Annotated in this window: 14 protein-coding genes; 4 read left to right on the top strand and 10 right to left on the bottom strand. The window is 60.4% G+C overall.

Features of this window, described 5'->3' with window-relative positions; genetic code table 11:
* Positions 1-129 precede the first annotated feature (129 nt).
* The 7 genes from LB555_RS28205 to LB555_RS28175 form a co-directional block, all read right to left on the bottom strand.
* Complete coding sequence (locus tag LB555_RS28205) at positions 130-522, bottom strand: DUF1801 domain-containing protein (RefSeq protein ID WP_224597111.1); 393 nt, start codon at positions 520-522, stop codon at positions 130-132.
* Between the two features lie 32 nt (positions 523-554).
* On the bottom strand, positions 555-983 hold the full coding sequence (locus tag LB555_RS28200) for a DUF1801 domain-containing protein (RefSeq protein ID WP_224597112.1): 429 nt from the start codon (positions 981-983) through the stop codon (positions 555-557).
* Positions 984-994: 11 nt separating this feature from the next.
* The gene (locus LB555_RS28195; RefSeq protein ID WP_015316761.1) at positions 995-1,216 is read right to left on the bottom strand and encodes a hypothetical protein; all 222 of its coding nucleotides are present in this window, start codon (positions 1,214-1,216) and stop codon (positions 995-997) included.
* Between the two features lie 39 nt (positions 1,217-1,255).
* The gene (locus tag LB555_RS28190; RefSeq protein WP_140663587.1) at positions 1,256-1,648 is read right to left on the bottom strand and encodes a VOC family protein; all 393 of its coding nucleotides are present in this window, start codon (positions 1,646-1,648) and stop codon (positions 1,256-1,258) included.
* An 87-nt stretch (positions 1,649-1,735) separates the two neighbouring features.
* The gene (locus tag LB555_RS28185) at positions 1,736-2,167 is read right to left on the bottom strand and encodes an SRPBCC family protein (protein WP_140716562.1); all 432 of its coding nucleotides are present in this window, start codon (positions 2,165-2,167) and stop codon (positions 1,736-1,738) included.
* A complete protein-coding gene (locus LB555_RS28180) occupies positions 2,164-2,487 on the bottom strand; it encodes an ArsR/SmtB family transcription factor (RefSeq protein WP_015316758.1) in 324 nt (107 codons plus the stop codon). The genes LB555_RS28185 and LB555_RS28180 overlap by 4 nt, the downstream gene beginning before the upstream one ends.
* A gap of 96 nt (positions 2,488-2,583) precedes the next feature.
* The gene (locus LB555_RS28175; protein ID WP_015316757.1) at positions 2,584-3,315 is read right to left on the bottom strand and encodes a gamma-glutamylcyclotransferase; all 732 of its coding nucleotides are present in this window, start codon (positions 3,313-3,315) and stop codon (positions 2,584-2,586) included.
* A 256-nt stretch (positions 3,316-3,571) separates the two neighbouring features.
* On the opposite strand from LB555_RS28175, the gene LB555_RS28170 reads away from it, so the two are divergent.
* A complete protein-coding gene (locus tag LB555_RS28170) occupies positions 3,572-4,264 on the top strand; it encodes a DUF2270 domain-containing protein (RefSeq protein ID WP_140788317.1) in 693 nt (230 codons plus the stop codon).
* Between the two features lie 242 nt (positions 4,265-4,506).
* A complete protein-coding gene (locus LB555_RS28165) occupies positions 4,507-6,717 on the top strand; it encodes a cation:proton antiporter (protein WP_411970829.1) in 2,211 nt (736 codons plus the stop codon).
* A 69-nt stretch (positions 6,718-6,786) separates the two neighbouring features.
* On the opposite strand, the gene LB555_RS28160 is transcribed toward LB555_RS28165, so the two are convergent.
* The 3 genes from LB555_RS28160 to LB555_RS28150 all read right to left on the bottom strand — a co-directional run bounded on the left by LB555_RS28160 (position 6,787) and on the right by LB555_RS28150 (position 8,460).
* A complete protein-coding gene (locus LB555_RS28160) occupies positions 6,787-6,930 on the bottom strand; it encodes a hypothetical protein (RefSeq protein ID WP_181171316.1) in 144 nt (47 codons plus the stop codon).
* A gap of 198 nt (positions 6,931-7,128) precedes the next feature.
* Positions 7,129-7,962, bottom strand: a complete 834-nt coding sequence (locus LB555_RS28155; protein WP_224684280.1) for a methyltransferase domain-containing protein — start codon at positions 7,960-7,962, stop codon at positions 7,129-7,131.
* 84 nt (positions 7,963-8,046) lie between these two features.
* On the bottom strand, positions 8,047-8,460 hold the full coding sequence (locus tag LB555_RS28150) for a DOPA 4,5-dioxygenase family protein (protein ID WP_224684279.1): 414 nt from the start codon (positions 8,458-8,460) through the stop codon (positions 8,047-8,049).
* Between the two features lie 201 nt (positions 8,461-8,661).
* Here LB555_RS28150 and LB555_RS28145 point away from each other — a divergent pair, with 201 nt between their 5' ends.
* A complete protein-coding gene (locus LB555_RS28145) occupies positions 8,662-9,654 on the top strand; it encodes an ornithine cyclodeaminase family protein (RefSeq protein WP_263489349.1) in 993 nt (330 codons plus the stop codon).
* A gap of 376 nt (positions 9,655-10,030) precedes the next feature.
* Positions 10,031-13,636 carry an ATP-binding protein gene (locus tag LB555_RS28140; protein ID WP_224684278.1) on the top strand — a complete coding sequence of 1,202 codons (3,606 nt, stop codon included), beginning with the start codon at positions 10,031-10,033 and terminating at the stop codon, positions 13,634-13,636.
* Positions 13,637-13,657: the final 21 nt, after the last annotated feature.

Genomic DNA, 13,657 nt, shown 5'->3' with positions numbered 1-13,657 from the left:
TTCGCCAATCGCCGGCGTTGCGGAAAGAGCTTCGGCCTCGCGGCAGCCCTCTCGCCCGTTTACGGGGAGAGATGTCCGGCAGGACAGTGAGGGGCAGCGCCGACCGTGACCTCTATGCACAATGAACGATTACTTTCGGGACTTGGATTTGTTCAAAGCCACCGCCGCGCGTACAAGCGCCTTGAAGGCCTCCTCGTCGACCTCCTCGCCTTTCTGGAAATCGATGGCGCGCCGTGTGTTGCCTTCGAGGCTGGAATTGAACAGGCGCGCGGGATCGGGCAGCGCGGCACCCTTGGCGAAGGTCAGCTTGACGACCGCCTTGTAGGTCTCGCCGGTGCAGATCATGCCGGCATCCTCCCACACCGGCACGCCGCGCCATTTCCACGTCTCGACCACGTCGGGATCGGCTTGATGGATCAGCGCGCGCAGCCGCCCCAGCATCTCGCCGCGCCAGTCGCCCAAGTCCTTGATCCTGCCGTCGATCAGCTCGGAGGGAGATTTGCTGTCCTCGGTGGTCGTCATTGTGGTTCTCCTTCGAACTGAAGATAGAGCGCTTACATGCGCTCGCCAGGCAAGAGGCTCGCCTGCTTCACCCAGGCGCTGAACTGCGCTTCGTCGAACGCGTCGTCCTCATGAATATTGAGGTAGCGCGTGTCCTGGCTCCTGGATTCGCCCGGCGGCACCGGATCCAGCGACATGCCGCGGAAGAAGGCCACCTTGATGTATCTGGTGAAGCAATGGAAGCTGAGGAACCAGCCCTCGCCCTCGACGCCGTAGAAAGGCGAGTTCCATTTCACCGCCTTGTTTACGCCAGGCACGGCGCGCTCGATGAGCGCGTCGAGCCGCCCGCCCATCTCGCGCTTCCAGCCCGGCATAGCCACGATATAGGCCTGCACCGGAGCGTCGCCATAGCCCTTGGCGATCTGCGGATTGCCACCGGAAAGCAGCTTCGGCTCAGCCTTGGCCGGGGTCGCCTTGGCCATGCGCTTTCCTCCTATCCATTGGCTCGCTGTGCGCTGCGTCCTTTCGCGACATAGGGCAGCACGAACATATAGAGGCCGCTGAACAGCATAAGGAAGAGCGGCGGCAGTGGCGAATAGACCACCCAGGCCGGCGGCTGTCCAAACGCCATGGTGACGAAATTGGCGACGACGGTCGCCGTGAAGATGATCGACAGCCAGCGATGCGCTTGCCGCATCCATTTGCTCCAGTCCAATTCTGCCTCCTCTTGCGCTATGCGTTGAAACCCGGCGCCCTACCAGCGCGCCAGTTCGGTGATCTGGATGAGATTGCCGCAGCCATCCTCCAACTTGGCGATGGTCGAGCCGGTCACGTCGGTAGGCGCCATGGCAAAGGCACCGCCCTTCGCCTTGATGCGCTCATGGTCGCCCTTGATGTCGTCGGTGAAGAGCATCAGCGCCGGCTGGCCCTGCTTGAAGATCGCCTGCTGGTAGGCCTTTGCCGCCGGGTTGTCGTTCAGCGCCAGCTGCAATTCGGTGCCGTCGGGCTCTTCGGCCGAGACGACCGTCAGCCAACGGAACGGCCCATTGCTGAAATCGGCTTTTTTGGTGAAGCCCAGCACGCCGGTGTAGAAGGCAAGCGCCTTTTCCTGATCGTCGACATAGATGCTGGTCAGTTTGATCTTCATCGCTTTTTCTCCATGGTTTCGCCGGCGGGAAACCCGCCCTCTATTTTTTCTGTGTGGCTTTGTGGCTTTCAGTTCGGCCGAGAGGCCTCAGTCCGTCCGCGCCAGAAGCTCTTCCAGCTTTTCCAGGAATTGCGGCCAACCCACCTTGGCGCCGCCATAGGCCCGCTTCTGGTCGGGCCGGAAACCGGCCTGCTCCATGCGCAGATGGGTTCCCGTTGGCGTCGGGGTGAGCGTGAAAGTCACCACGCTCCTGAGATCGAACGCCGGGTCCTGATGCGCGAGGTTCCAGCTGTAGGACAACCTCTTGTGCGGCTCGACGGCAAGCACCTCGCAGTCCAGCACGCCGCCCCAGTCGGCGCTGATGTTGAAGCGATGGCCGACGGCGGGTTTGAAATCGCTCTTCATCAGCCACTCCTCGATCAGATGCGGTTGCGTCAGCGCGCGCCAGAGTTTTTCGGGCGGATGGGAGATCTCCCGCTCGACGACGACAGTGCGGGTTTGCTGTGCACTATCGTTCACTGGTCCATCCTTTTGAGCAAATCCTCGAGGTCGTCGAACCGGCTTTCCCAGAACCCGGCCATATGGCGTGTCCAGTCCATCAGGGGCGCCAGCGCGGCAAGCTGCGCGCTGTAATGCGTCTGGCGGCCTTCGTGGCGGTCGCGCACCAGCCCGGCCTGCTTCAGCACGCCGAGATGCTTCGACACCGCCGGCTGCGAGACGCCGGACTGGCTGGTCAGCGCCCCGACCGTCTGCTCTCCCTGGCGGCACAGCCGCTCGAAGATCGCCCGCCTTGTCGGGTCGGCGAGCGTCCTGAAGAGCGTGTCATGAGCGTCTGGCATCTCTAATCGATAACCCGTTGGCTATTGGTTGACGTATAACCACAGGGATATATGTTCGTCAAGCGAAAGATTGCAGCGTCCTGAATACGGTGGTGGCTAGACGGCGACGTGGCTGCGACCGATCTCGCGCGCCACCAGTTCCTGCAGTTGCCACAGATTGCGGTCGCGTATGCCGCAGGCGTCGAGATGGCGGATGGTCTCGAACAGATATTGCGCGCCCGAGCCCCAATGGCCGACGGCGTTCGCCAGCGTCGCCGCGACCGCGGGCTTGTCCAGTTTGCCGGCATAGCGCGGGTTGGCGGGATCGACGACGAAGCCGAGCGCCAGGCACGGCCCGCTTTCGGTGCTGACCCGCAGCCAGCGCGGCACGTTGACGGCGGGCAGAATGGTCATCTCGCGGCGCAGCAGCGCTTCCAGATTGGCGGCTACCGGTTCGGCGATCTCGAACACCATGCCCTGGCACTGGCCGCCACGGTCGAGCGCCATCATCAGGCCGGGCTGCTCGAGCGTGCCGCGAAAGCGCTGCACCGTGAAGCAGAACGACCGGTGCCAGCCCCGCGCCACCGCCCGCTCGCCGCCCCTCACCTCGCCCGCCGGCTTCCACAACAGCGAGCCATAGGCGAACAGCCTCAGCGGCCCGGCCGGTGCCGAGGCCAGGATCTCGTCGCGAAACCGCGCATAGTCGTCATCGGTCATCGGGATCATGCCCGGCACCGGCCCGGCATCCTCGACCACGCGCAAGGTGCGCGCCACCAGCGCCTCGGTCAGCGCCATCGGCGCCTTGCGTGGCGCTGATTTGCGCGGTGCGGCGGAAATCGGCTTGCTCATTGTCGTGCCTCGGCCATGGCAGCCATGTTGCTGAAGGCTAGGGGATTCTCAAGAGCCAGAACCGTTCGAAACCTGGAATCCATACCTGAGCCATCCCGTGCAGCAGCTTGATCAGATTCAACAAAATCGGGCGACGTTCGGCGTGCCTTACGCCTATGACACCAGCGGCATCGGGGCTCTACGCCGGCGCGAGCGGCCGGAAGCAAGCACTTCGGAACGACATTGCCTCATAAGCGTTGTCGGCGGGGAGGAAGTCATGAACGATGCGCCGGCAACGCCCGTCGGCAGGCCGCTTTCGCCTGGCGAGCTGGTCACCGTGATGTCCCATTTCCATCGCGCCGAGATCGCCCGCATGGCGGGCTGGCGCGACCGCCTCGACCGCACCAGCAATTGGGCGATCACCGTTGTCGCGGCGATGCTGTCGGTGTCGCTGTCGACGGCCAGCGCCCATCACGGCGTGCTGCTGTTCGCCATGCTGCTGGTGCTGCTCTTGTTGTGGATCGAGGCGCGCCGCTACCGCTTCTTCGATGTCTACCGCGCCCGCGTGCGCCAGTTCGAGCGCCATTATTTCGCGCAGATCTTCTCGCCGCAGCCCGACTTTGCCTCCGACTGGCTGCTGATCCTCGGCGAGAGCCTGCGCACGCCAAAATTCCTGGTCTCGCAGCGCGTGGCGCTGGCGCGCCGCTTGCGCCGCAACTACCTGCACATGATGCTGATCCTGCTGCTCGCCTGGATCCTGAAACTGTCGACCCCGAGCCTGATCGCCCAAGGCGTGCCGGTCGGCTTTGTCGGCACGATGCGCGAGGCTGTCGGCGCCGCGGCGCTCGGTCCCATTCCGGGCGTGGTCATCGTCGCCGTGGTTGCCCTCCTCTATGCCGTCCTGCTGGCAGCCGCCTTCCTGACACCGGGCGACGACGGCGAACTCTCCTTCGGCGACGTCCACGTCTGAGTTCGATATCTCGCGACGATGGCTGCAACGCAAACCCCGGCCGCGCGTTGTGATGGTCAGTCCGCGGCGGCGTCTTGAAGGGACCCATGATCCACCCATCGGCAACAAGGTCGCACGGCACCGCGGCCGCCCTTTCGCTGGCCGCCGCCCTTCCGCTGGCCGCCGCCCTTTCGCTGGCCATCGTCGCCCTCGCCCCGGCAAGCCAGGCGCTGGCCGCGCAGCCGGCCGGCCACGCCTCGGGCATGGGCGGCTCGGCCGAAGGGCTGTTCGTCGCCGAGATCGTGCTTCTGCTTCTGGTCGGCCGTGGCCTTGGCGAAATCTTCCAGCGCTGCCGGCAGCCGGCGATCATGGGCCAGCTGATCGGCGGCATCCTGCTCGGGCCGTCGCTGTTCGGCTGGCTCTGGCCCGGCGCCCAGCATCTGATCTTCTCCACCGATCCGGCGCAGAAAAGCATGATCGATGCCGTCTCGCAGCTCGGCATCCTGCTGCTCCTGCTGCTGACCGGCATGGAGACGGATCTGCGGCTCGTGCGGCGGGTGGGTGCGGCCTGTTTTTCGATCTCGATCACCGGCGTCGTCCTGCCCTTTGCCTGCGGTTTCGCGCTGGCGCAGGTCTTGCCGGATTCGCTTCTGCCCGAGCCGAGCGAACGCATCGTCGCCGGGCTGTTCCTCGGCACGGCGCTGTCGATCTCCTCGGTGAAAATCGTCGCCATGGTGGTGCGCGAGATGAATTTCATGCGCCGCAATCTCGGCCAGATCATCGTCTCCTCGGCAATCATCGAGGACACGATCGGCTGGCTGATCATCGCCGTCACTTTCGGCATCGCCACCAATGGCAGCCTGCAGGTGCTGCCACTGGTCCTGACGGTCGCCGAAGTGGCGCTGTTCATGGTGTTCTCCTTCACCATCGGCCGCCGCCTGGTGTTCACCCTGATCCGCTGGAGCAACGATTCCTTCCGCAGCGAATACGCCGTCATCACCGTTATCCTCATCATCATGGGCGTGATGGCGCTGATCACCAACCTGATCGGCGTCCACACCGTGCTCGGCGCCTTCGTCGCCGGCATACTGGTCGGGGAATCGCCGATCCTGTCGGACCACATCGAGGGCCAGCTGCGCGGCGTCATCACGGCGCTGTTCATGCCGGTGTTCTTCGGCATGGCCGGCCTGTCCGCGGACCTCACCGTGCTTGCCGACCCGATGCTGGCGCTGCTGACGCTGGCCCTGGTGGCGATCGCCAGCATCGGCAAGTTCTCGGGCGCCTTCCTCGGCGGCCGGCTGGCCGGCATGTCGCTGAAGGAGTCCACCGCCGTCGGCAGCGCCATGAACGCACGCGGCTCGACAGAGGTCATCGTCGCCTCGATCGGCCTGTCGATGAACATCCTCTCCCACAATCTGTTCACCATGATCGTCACCATGGCCGTCATCACCACGCTGGCCATGCCGCCAATGCTGCGCTGGGCGCTCGGCCGACTGCCGGTCGGCGACACCGAAAAGCAGCGCGTCGACCGCGAATTGCTCGACGAGCGCGGCTTCGTCTCCAAGCTGGAGCGGCTGCTGCTGCTCGTCGACGACAGCCCGGTCGGCAAGTTCACCGCCTACCTCGCCGGTCTCGTCGGCGGCGGCAGCGGCATGCCGACCACGCTGCTCCACCTCGAGGATGGCAAATTGCCAGGCCCTGCCCGCGACAAAGGTCCTGAGCGCGCCTCCAAGCAGGTCAAGAGGGGGGCGGCCAGAAGCGCCAGGGCTGTCAGGAAGGCCGAGGATACGCCCGTCGACAAGGTCCACCTCACGGCCCGCACCGAGCTTGAAGCCACCGCCGAGACGATCGCGGCGGAAGCCCGCAAGGGCTACGGCCTGCTGCTGGTCGGGCTGGACAATGCGCTGGCCGAAGGCACCTTCAGCGGCACGCTGAACGCCATCACCAGCGGCTTCGACGGCCCGCTCTGCCTGGTGCTGAATGGCGCCAAGGCCGACGGCAAGATGCCGATGCTGCGCGCCGGCGCGACCATTCTGGTTCCCGTCAACGGCACCGAGGTGGCGCGGCGCGCGGCCGATTTCGCGCTCGCCTTGGCGCGGCCGCACCGGGCGCGCGTGAAAGTCCTTTATGTCTCGCAGGCCCGCAAGGGCAGCCGGCCGAGCTCGGTTTCGCACCGCCGCGAGGAGGCCGTGCTCAAGGATGTCGCCGATCTCGCCGACCGCTACGGCGTCGCCGTCGACACCGCGATCAGGACGCGCGCCACGCCCGACAAGGCGATCGCCAGGGAGGCCGCCAAGGGCGCCGCCATGGTGGTGATGGGCGTCACGCAGCGGCCAGGCGACGAGCTGTTCTTCGGCGACACGGCGAGCGCGGTTCTGGCCACCGCCGCCTGCCCGGTCGTGCTTCTGGCCAGCGACCGCGTCCGCCGAACCGAAGCCGCCGCCGAGGAGGCGGCAGCCGAGACTGGCGCTTGATGCCTGTCGGCCTCACCAGAGCACGCAATTCCCAGGGGAAAGCGCTACGCACTTTTCCTGGAATTGCGCCTACAGGCCGAGGAATTGCCGCCCGATCATGTAGCCCAGCGCCGCCGCGACGAGCGGAAACAGCGCCGGCGCGACCTTGCCGAACAAGGAGACGCTTGTGTCCTTGGGCGGCACATAGCGTCCATTGCCAAGATTCTTGGTCATTGCGTACCCCACGCCACCGGATAATTAGCAGATGCTTATTGACGCATGGCCGCATTAACGGGTTGCAAAGAAATTCGATCGAAAGCCGGCCATTCGACTGGATGACTGGCGAATGCGCCTTGGCTTGGCCTGGATCTCGGAAGCGGGTTTGCCCGCGGCCTCGCGCAGCCGCCGGGCATCCGTCGTCGCGGCTGAGCGCTAAATCCGGCAGACCGCCATGACGAAGAACTCGCGGTAGCAGAAATCGGGATCGTCGAGCAGGCGATCCGGCCGCTGCTTGAGCTCCCGCCAATAGGCCTGGTCGGCGTCAGGCAGGGCGTAGCCCGGCGCGACGCTGGCAAAATAGGCCAGCAGGTCGCGAACATAGGCGCGCGTGAAGCGAGGCGCGGGCGCCCAGCGCTCGACCAGCCAGCCCTTGCGGCTGACGATCTCCAGGCCCGCCTGCCGCAGGCGCGCCGGAAGCGTCGAACCGCAATCGGTGCCGAGCACGCCCCGGTCGCGGAACCCCTGCAGCCTGGCGGCCATGAAGCGCGCCAGCAGGGCCCGGTCCATGGGCAGGATTTGCAGGATGGTCGAATCGAAATCCTTGACCGCCAGGATGCCGCCCGGCCTCAGCACGCGCCTGGCCTCGCCGACGGCAAGCTCGAACTCGGCCGGCGTCAGATACTGCATGACATTGCCGGACCAGACGCAATCGAACGATGCGTCGGCGAAGGGCAGCGACAGGATGCTGCCGACATGCGTGGCGATTTCCGGCGGCTCGGGCAGCGTGCCCGCGAGCGCCTCGACCCGGCCGATGTTTTCGGGCGCGAGGTCGAGCGCGGCGATGAAGCCGGAGGGGCCGACGGCCCTGGCGATGAGCGGCAGGAAGCCGCCGCTGCCGCAACCGGCGTCGAGCACGCGCCAGCCCGGGCGGATGCCGGCGTCGAGCAAGGCCGCCTCGTATTCGGGCCGCGACGATTCGAAATGAAGATCGAGCCAGCCGGCCTCGCTCGCTTCGTGGCCGGTGGACGTTTGGTTCCTGCCAGACAAATGATGACCCCCCATGGCGCGGCAGGGATAGAAGCGCACCGGACGCCATCACGCAATGCCCGCGCGGCGTCGAACGACGCCGGTCTACGCCGGCAGGGACGGCTCGGTGTTGGGTTCCAGCGCTTCTTCCGCCTCATGGTCGTCCGGAAGCACGTCGCCATGCACCGCCAGCGGCCGGCCGATCCAGATGGGATCGACCAGATGGTCGCGCTTGGGATTGCTCGTGTTCGGGTGGACGAGGATGCTCAGGCCGCCATGGTTCAGCATCAGCCACGGAACCAGCGCGCCGAAGATCCCGGTCGCGAAGGAGACCTGGTACATGGCCTTGTCATGCGGCCCGATTTGTCTGTCGTGCCAATTGCCCAGGCGCACGCGGAATCGTTCCGCGATGCGCTGCCGCAGCCATTCGGCATGCTGCCGCTCGGCCTGCCCGTCGAAATAGACATGCGCGTGATAGCTGGCGATCTCGGCAAGTGGCCGTGGACTGTCTTGGCTCATCTCGATGCCCTCCTCCTCCCGCCATTCAGCCCGAGAGCGCGGTCTTAAGCAAGGTCACCGACTGCCGCTCGGCCCCCGGGAAGATCGGCACCCGCTGGACGCGGTTCCCGCCTCCCAGGCATGCCGGCACGCCGCCGGCGCCGCGAGGCTTTCGGCCCCGCCCACATCGTGTAGTCTGATCGTCCCCATGGAAATGACAAAATGAACAATCCCCCCGCCGAAACCTTGCCCTATCTGTCTTCCCGGCTGCTCGACCGCATGGCGATCTCGACAGTCGACATGGTCGACGAGATCGAACGCCAGATCGTCGGCCAGCGGCGCGGCGAGGTCTGGTGCGCGCCGAAGGCGGTCGTGCTGCCGGGCGACGACCGCTACATCATGGCGACGCTGGGCGTCGCCTCCACGCCGCCCGTGCTGGCGACGAAATCGCTGGTCGTCAATCCGCGCAACGCCGGGCGCGGACTGCCGACGCTCAATTCGCTGATCACGCTGCTCGACGCCGAGACCGGCCTGCCGCTTGCGCTGGTCGACGGCAATTGGGTGACCGAGAAGCGCACGGCCGCCCTGAGCGCCGTCGCCGCCAGGCGCATGGCGCGCGGCGATGCGTCATCCCTTGCCTTCATCGGCTGCGGGGTGCAAGCGCGTGGACATTTAGAGGCATTCGCCGACCACTTCCCCTTGCGCGAAATCCGCGCCTTCGGCCGCGGCACCGCCAACCGCGACGCGCTGTGCCAAATGGCACGCTCGCGGGGTCTGGACGCCGTGCCCTGCGATACCGCAAGGGCCGCCATCGAAGGCGCCGACATGGTGGTGACGACGGTGACCCTGGTGCCCAAACCCGAACCCTTCCTCGACGCCAACTGGCTGAAGCCAGGCAGCTTCGCCGTGATGACCGACCAGGCCCTGCCCTGGCTGCGAGAGACCATGCCCCGCTTCGACCGCATCATCGTCGACGATCTGGAACAGGAAAGAAACATGGCCAAGCCGATGGTCGACCCGGCGCTGGTTGTGGGCGATTTGACCGGGCTGGTTTGTGGGGACTTTGCGGGGCGGGAGAGCCCGGGCGAGACGACGGCGTTTGTGTTCCGGGGGCTGGCTGTTGGGGATCTGGCGGTGGCGGGGTTGGTGTATGTGCGGGCGCAGGCGGCTGGGCGGTTGGGGCTTAGGAAGCGGCGGGAACGGGTTTCGGTATGAATTGCGTTGGATCGAAGGTCGCAACCGGGATTCCGCCTGGCATCGCGCGCAATGCGATGCTGGCAAACAGACGCGAGATTGAAGACTGATTGCCGCGATCATGGCGACCTTGCGTGAGGCAGACGGGGGGTGGGCGGACCTCTAGTCGACTTCGCCAACGATATCCTATGAGCCGTCATTCGACGGGTCGTAAGAAAAGAGCGTTTAGGTCCCAGCGTCGACGCCGAAGCGATCTAGGCAAAGGTCAGTGCTTCTATCTTTACGACGGAAGCCGCGTATTCTGGAATTCTGTGCGCGACAGCCGATTCATGTTTGAAGCCGTCAACGATTTTGGTACAAAATATGAACATCTGAATCTCGGAGTCGGTGAGCCAATTTGACCTTTTTTTCAAAGCTATGGCTTCGCTTAACCGACCATGACGCAGGCGCCCCACCCCCAAGATACGTCGATCTTGCACCGACCGACAAGGCAGATGAGTCCGGCATCTATTCGGATGCTCTAACCTATGCAACCAACAATCCGAATGTATCGAATATTGCGCTAACCGGACCATACGGCTCAGGAAAAAGCAGCATCATAAAAACATTCCTGACCAAATACGAAAGGCCAGTCCTCCAAATATCTCTTGCGGCCTTCTTGCCTGAAGCTGACGGATCGGTCACAACAACTGAGGGTAGGCGGCCCCAACGAGGCACCGTTAGCAAGCAGGAAATTGAACGGAGCATCCTGCAACAGATGCTCTACGGCGCAGATGCCAATAACCTACCCCTATCACGGTTTAAGAGAATTCAGTCGCCGCGATGGTCGTCCTGGTTCATTTCCTTGTTCATTATCGTTGGCTTGATCGCCTGCTGGCACTTACTGCAGAACAGCACTGAAATCTCGAGTGGAGCTTTTTTCAGATCTCAAGACCATAATAACTGGTTTAACTTCGTTAGCTTTTCGGTCGGGTTCTTGTTTCTGTGGCAATTATTGCATTACATATACATAAAGAGCTTAGGTGTATCGCTGAAGAGTATATCTCTACGAGATATCGAGATCACTCCAGAGACTGCGGCAGAAGAGTCAATTTTGAATCGACACTTGGATGAAATCGTATATTTCTTCCAATCAACCAAATATGACCTCGTTATTATCGAAGATTTAGATAGATTTAATAATCCAGACGTCTTTGTAACCCTACGCGAGATAAACAGTCTCATAAATGCCAATGCAGGCGTGAAGCGGCAGATACGTTTCCTTTATGCGCTTCGCGACAACATGTTCGTGAACACGGATCGGACAAAATTCTTTGAATTTATCGTTCCGGTGATCCCGATTATAAACAGCTCCAACTCGATCGACAAAGTTATCGAACAAGGGGAGCGTTTGTCCCTAGACAAGCGGCTTGGTCGTCAGTTTCTGCGCGAGGTATCGCGCTACCTTAATGATCTGCGGTTGATACAAAATATCTTCAATGAGTACGCTGTTTACGTCGCAAATCTGGAGACGGATGGTGAGAATATTCTCGACGCGAACAAGCTGCTCGCTATCCTGATTTACAAGAATGTACTCCCGAGTGACTTTGAAGAACTGCACCGTGAAAAAGGAAAGCTCGCAGATATACTCCGTAGGCATGACGAATATGTCGTGGCCTCTGAGATAAGTTATAAGAACAAGATATATGAATTAGAGATCAATATTAGCAATGCCGAAAAGCAATTACCAACAGATTTGGACGAGCTCCGCAAGATTTATGCAATGACTTTGCTATCCAAAGCTCCATCCGGTTACACCATGGTCGAATTCAATGGTGTCCGGAACGACGCAATACAGTTAATTGGAAACCATCAACAATTCGACGAACTCATTGAGACGCCAGAGATCGTATTTCGTACGCCGCAGGGTCACTTGCAGAGGGTCAACATCAGCGGCTTACAAAAAGAGGTCAATTCTGAAAAAAGCTACCAAGAACGGAAAGCAGAACTCCATCACAAGTCCGGCGAATCCAAGGATGTGGCCGCACTAGCCGTTCGAGATCTGAGGGCAAAAATCTCGACGCTGCGTACGACAAAATTCAACGAGATCATTCGGAGTGACGCCAACGGCACGCAAGGGCTGTTCGAGGCTTTTGGTGAGAATAAAGAGCTGGTGAAATTCTTGGTTTTTGAGGGATTTCTTGACGATAGCTATTATCAATACACGTCTTTATTCCATTCGGGGCGCCTGTCCCCAAATGATAACAAGTACCTGATTCAGATACGAAGCTTCAACAATCCGGCACCAGATTTTCAGATCGACAATCCTAAAGAAGTTATCGCGGCAATGCGCGAAGACGATTTCCGTCAGCCTTTCACACTCAACAAAGCTCTAGTTGACTGCATGTTCAGTGAACCACGCGAATATGTCCCGCAGATTGAGAAGTTGATTGCCTACATCTCTTCGAATTTTTCCATGTGTGGCACATTCTTCTCAATCTATTATGAAAGAGGAAAACGGGTCACCGAACTGATATCTGCTCTAACCAGCAGGTGGCCAGGATTCGTGTCTACCGCGATTTCGTCTCCTGACAGTGCTAGCCATATTGCGCGGATGATTGCGTATTTGCCGGACAAGGATATTGCATCGCTGCATCAGAAGGCTTCTGGAATATCTGAGAATATTGCCACCAACCTGTCCAAAATCTTGGTTTTGGGGGTCGACTTTGAACCTGGTCGATTGGCACTGCTTAAATTCGAGCTGAAAGATCTCAGAAGCATAAGGGAGTACCCGGCCATAGCTCGGCTGATAGCCGAAGAGGGGCAATACGAACTTTCTATTGAGAACTTGGAGTTCGTGTTTCGAGACGTGTATGGTTTAACCGCTATACGCGACTTGCAAGTTAAGCATTATACAACTGTATTGAGAACCGAGAACCCGGCCCTGGTCGACAAAATTAAAAGTGAGTTTTCTCTGTATCTGAAGAACGTTCTTCTTCAATTAAACACCAACACCGAAGAGGAGGTGTGGGCGATCATTGAGGTGACCAACCATGATGAAATCGATAGTAAATATCTTGAACAGTTTATCGCGAAGCAATCCGCAAAGCTGCCCTCACTCGATCAAATTCCTACACGTCTACATTCGATGATGTTTGGCCGCCGAAAGATAGAAGCGTCGTGGGAGAATTGCTTGGCATATTTGACCGGCGAGAATTTTGATCCGGTGACACTCACAGCCTATTTGGATCACAACGAATCCCTGTCCATTCTTTCTTCAACCGCTGTGGCGGATCAGGGTTCTGCCCTGCCATTGCGCCAATTCCTGCTGAACAATAGTGATTTTAGCGATAGTACCTATAGGACCTATATCCGAGCCCTTCCAAAGCAATTCAAGCAGTTCCCAAGCGGAGTTAGCTTGGACAAGTTGCAAATATTGATTGAGGAGAGGACAATAACATTTTCGGAAGACAGCTTCGCATTCTTAGTTGAGAAACAAAACCTGCAAGTTCTTTATGTCGCAAGCAACATTGATCGCTATCTAGACGACAAAACAAAGTTTGCGTTGGACGACAATTTTCGTCAGAAGCTTTTGAATTCAAAAATTAGTGACGATCGAAAGATAAAGATCATTGCCGATATGGATTTAACGTCGTTGGCCAGTTTGCCAGATCGCGCGTCGATTATCGGACAGATATTCCACCGTGTCGTTGCAGATTTTGGTGGCCTGAGTGCGGAGGCGGCTCAAGCTCTAATTGTACACTCTAAGCCAATTGCGGCCCAGATTTCGCTGTTTAACAGATTCCAGAAGGCGTTGTCGGACGAAGAGGTATCGGCAACGCTCAATCAATTGCCTAAGCCATTTTCGGAGATTGAGCCAGGTTGGAAGCAACCAACGATACCGACAACGTCCGAAAATCTTGAGCTAGTCGAATGGTTGGAATCGCGGTCCATTATTTCTTCCTCCAAGCCGACGTTCTTTACAGACGAAATTCGTATCTACAACCGCAGGAAGAAGAGCTAGGGGTCGACAGGGTAGACGACA

The organism is Mesorhizobium sp. BR-1-1-10, assembly GCF_020165595.1.
Lineage (GTDB): Bacteria > Pseudomonadota > Alphaproteobacteria > Rhizobiales > Rhizobiaceae > Mesorhizobium > Mesorhizobium australicum.
The sequence above is the reverse complement of the archived record's forward strand: the minus strand, read 5'-3'. Positions and strand labels throughout refer to the sequence as shown.

What these genes read in the sequence shown, in the direction of transcription:
- LB555_RS28205 (WP_224597111.1), bottom strand. Translation starts at nt 522, where the DNA reads ATGACGACCACCGAGGACAGCAAATCTCCCTCCGAGCTGATCGACGGC.
- LB555_RS28200 (WP_224597112.1), bottom strand. Translation starts at nt 983, where the DNA reads ATGGCCAAGGCGACCCCGGCCAAGGCTGAGCCGAAGCTGCTTTCCGGT.
- LB555_RS28190 (WP_140663587.1), bottom strand. Translation starts at nt 1,648, where the DNA reads ATGAAGATCAAACTGACCAGCATCTATGTCGACGATCAGGAAAAGGCG.
- LB555_RS28180 (WP_015316758.1), bottom strand. Translation starts at nt 2,487, where the DNA reads ATGCCAGACGCTCATGACACGCTCTTCAGGACGCTCGCCGACCCGACA.
- LB555_RS28175 (WP_015316757.1), bottom strand. Translation starts at nt 3,315, where the DNA reads ATGAGCAAGCCGATTTCCGCCGCACCGCGCAAATCAGCGCCACGCAAG.
- LB555_RS28170 (WP_140788317.1), top strand. Translation starts at nt 3,572, where the DNA reads ATGAACGATGCGCCGGCAACGCCCGTCGGCAGGCCGCTTTCGCCTGGC.
- LB555_RS28165 (WP_411970829.1), top strand. Translation starts at nt 4,507, where the DNA reads ATGGGCGGCTCGGCCGAAGGGCTGTTCGTCGCCGAGATCGTGCTTCTG.
- LB555_RS28160 (WP_181171316.1), bottom strand. Translation starts at nt 6,930, where the DNA reads ATGACCAAGAATCTTGGCAATGGACGCTATGTGCCGCCCAAGGACACA.
- LB555_RS28150 (WP_224684279.1), bottom strand. Translation starts at nt 8,460, where the DNA reads ATGAGCCAAGACAGTCCACGGCCACTTGCCGAGATCGCCAGCTATCAC.
- LB555_RS28145 (WP_263489349.1), top strand. Translation starts at nt 8,662, where the DNA reads ATGAACAATCCCCCCGCCGAAACCTTGCCCTATCTGTCTTCCCGGCTG.